Raw genomic sequence first — 3,464 nt, 5'->3', positions numbered from 1 at the left:
AGCGACGGCACGTTCTCGGCGATCAGCGCGTCAGCCTCCTGCGACACCGCGATGCGCGCATCCGGGTCGACCTCGCTGTCGACCTGACCGAGCATGTCGTCGAGGCCCTCGATGTCGGTGCGGTAGAAGTTGATGCCGGAATAGCCGTTCGCCTCGCTCGGGATGTTGACCGACGAGAACGTCGAGCTGAGCGTGGGGTCCGGGAAGGTGTCGACCAGTGCCCAGAGGCCGGCCTGGAACTCACCCTGCGGGGCGATCGTGCCGAACAGGTCGGCGGGAGTCACCTGGTCGATGGTCATCTCGAACCCGGCATCCGCGAGCTGCGACTGCAGCACCTGCACGGTGAGGTCGCGGCGCTTGTTGCCGGCGAGGGTCTTGATCGAGAACGTCGCCGTCTCGCCGCCCTTCGCCCAGACGCCATCGGAGTCCTTCGACCAGCCGTCGCCCTCCATCAGCTCGTCGACCTTGTCGAGATCGAGCGAGTACTGCGAGAAGTCGTCGGCCGCGAACGGGGCGACCATCGGTGAGTTGAAGCTCTGCTGCGCCTCGTCGATGCCGAGGCTGCCGAACAGGCGCGAGACGATCGCATCGCGGTCGATCGAGTAGGCGAACGCCTGCCGCACGGCGACCGAGTCGAACGGCGCTGCCGAGTTGTTCAGCCAGATCGCCTCGAGGTTGCCGCTGCGGGCATCGACCTGCGACTGGATGCCCGGAAGCCCTGCCTCGATCTGGTTCAGCGCGTCGAGCTGCGGCGAGGGGTAGAGCGCGCTCACCTGGCCGCTCTTGAGAGCCTGGAACGCGGCTGTGGTGTCGGGGAGGAAGAGGAACGTCACCTTGTCGAGGTGCGGCTTCTCGCCCCAGTAGTTCTCGTTCGGGACGAGCGTGACCGAGGTGCCGCGGGTCCAGGTGTCGATCTTCCACGGGCCGCCGCTGAAGTCGTAGCCGTCTGCCATCAGCGCGTTGCGGTCCTGGCCTTCGAGCAGGTGCGCCGGCATGATGCCGTAGACGCTGAACAGGGTGCGCCATCCGGCGTAGGGCGAGCTCAGTGTGACGACCGCGGTGGCGGGGTCGGTCGCGTCGATCGAGGCGATGCGGTCGTAGCCGGTCTTGTCGAAGATGTCGTCGCCGTCGCGGATCTGCAGCGCCGTGTACTCGAAGTCGGCCGAGGTGATGGGCTCGCCGTCGGACCACACCGCATCCGGGTTGATCGAGTAGGTGATGGTCTGGGTGCCGTCGTCTGCGACCTCGACCTCGGGTTCTGCGGTGACCAGATCAGAGGGCACCGGCACCCATTCGTCGTCGACCTGTCGCGTCTGGAAGACACCGGGCAGCGTCGGGATCTGCATGATGTACGTGCCCCAGATCGATCCGCCGCAGGTGGCGATCCAGTCGGCGCAGTCGGGCTCCTGCTCGGCTCCGATCACGATCTCGCCGCCGTCGACGACCGCGACCTCGCTCGGCTCGGGCGTCGCGGACGTCGGCGAGCAGGCTGCCAGCGAGCCGACGAGTGCGGCGGCGGTGAGGGCGGCGATGATGCCACGACGGGATGCGGGTACAACAGTGCGAAGGGGCGATTTCGACATGGTCGGATCTCCTGTGATCGGGCTACTGAGGGACAGTTCGGGAGTGCTGTCGTGCTGTGGTGGGTCTGACTCTAGAACTGACCCGGAAAGATAGCAAGCCTTTTAGTCAATGTTCGTGACTAGCGGCGAGATCAACGATCCCAGCGGTCCCCCGAGAGCGTCCGCAGAGCGAGCTCGTGCATGCGGCGCTGGTCGATCGCGGCCGCCTCGAGGCCGGTGGGCTCATGGCCGCCCTCGAAGATGTCGAGCACGACGTCGCCGCCCCGCGCGCCGAGCCCGTCGACGTAGCGCTGCACCCCGATGATGGGCGTCCTGGTGTCGATGGATCCCTGATTGATCCAGACCGAGGCCGTCACGTCGTCGAGGTACGACACCGCCGAGAAGCGCTCGACCATCTCGGGCGGCACCCACGAGCTCCACACCGAGCGCACGGCCGGGTTCATCGACGCGATCGCGGCCGTCCAGTCGGCGACGGCGACGTGTGCGAGCCCGCCGGCGAACAGGTCGGGGAGTCGCCCGACGCTCAGCAGCGTCATGTGCCCGCCGTACGAGGCGCCGGTGATGAAGGTCGACGCGGGGTCGGCGAGACCCTGCTCGCGCAACCAGGCGATCGCTGCGGCGACGTCTTCGATCTCTCGGTCGCCTCCTGCTCCCCAGAACCCTTCGCGGAACGCACGCCCGAAGGTCACCGAGCCGCGGTAGTTGAGCGAGGCATAGGCGAAGCCGGCATCCAGCCACGCCTGCGCCGAGGGGTTGTACGCGTCGATCGTGACGAGCATCGGGCCGCCGTGGATCTCGAGCACCGTGCCGCGGGGCTCGACGCCCTCGGGGCGCGCCCACCACAGCTGCACGCGCGTGCCGTCGGCGCTCTCGACCATGGCGGAGGTGAGTGGATGCCCGGCGGGCACTGCTGCGGGTTCGATCAGCGTCGTGCTGGTTCCGTCTGCGGCGATCTCATCGATGTGCAGAGGAATGTCCCATGACGAGCGCACGGCCCGGATCGCACCGTTCGGCGCGTAGTACGACGCCCATTGGAACGGATGCAGGTCGGCCACGTCGGGATCGGCGAAGCTGCCGCCCTCGGCCACGACACGCGTCGACCCGCCACCCTCGTCGATCTCGAGCAGGCGGTGGATGCCGTCGGCGATGTGCACCGCGAGGATCCTGCCCGACGGCGAGTGCCAGTCGACCGGGATCACTTCTCCGGCGAGCTCGGGCAGATCGACGTCCTGACGCTCGTCCGTGCGAACGTTCCAGATCACAGGGCGCGCGAAGCCCGAGCGCTCGGTGTTCAGCAGCAGACGGTCGTCGCCCGCATCCGACGCGAATCGCACACTGCGCACCGGCCCTGCCGGGAGGTCGTCGAGCGTCGCGATCGTCTCGCCGGTCACTCCATCGACGACCGTGAGCAGCGGGCGACGGATGCCGGGGTTGTGCGCCGTCGTGTCGACGGCGATCAGCGAGGCGTCGGGCGAGATCTGGCCGTACCAGGCCTCGATCGGGTTCGAATAGACGACCCGGGGCTCACCCCACGGCGCCGCCGGGATGACGAGCACGTGAAAGCCGTCTTCATCGACGACGGTCGCGACGATGTGCGAGCCGTCGAACGACGACTCCAGCCCGCGCACCACGTAGGGTGCGCGGCCGGGCGTGAGCGCGATGCGCTCCGAGCCGTCGACGGCGAAGGCGACCAGGCCCCCGACCTCCGAGCCTCCGTCGTCGTCGAGGTCGATCAGCCACTGCCCGTCGGAGGTGAGGATCGCGCCGACGCTCACCGGGAAGGGCAGCAGCTCGGAGGGCTGCCCTGGTGCGCGCCAGACGCGTCCGCGTGCGCCGTCGGGGTGATTCTCGACCAGCCGCGCGAGGTCGGCCCGGCCGGGC

General features: G+C 68.5%; 2 protein-coding genes. Both read right to left on the bottom strand.

Annotation, left to right across the window (positions count from 1 at the left end):
* The coding region (locus J7E68_RS05025; RefSeq protein WP_215170438.1) for an ABC transporter substrate-binding protein at positions 1–1,583 on the bottom strand (1,583 nt) is incomplete at its 3' end.
* Between the two features lie 131 nt (positions 1,584–1,714).
* Positions 1,715–3,464, bottom strand: a 1,750-nt coding sequence (locus tag J7E68_RS05020; protein WP_215170436.1) for a prolyl oligopeptidase family serine peptidase, incomplete at its 5' end; no start/stop codon positions are given.

The organism is Microbacterium sp. ISL-103 (assembly GCF_018613995.1).
Lineage (GTDB): Bacteria > Actinomycetota > Actinomycetes > Actinomycetales > Microbacteriaceae > Microbacterium.
This window is presented reverse-complemented; position numbering and strand designations above follow the sequence as displayed.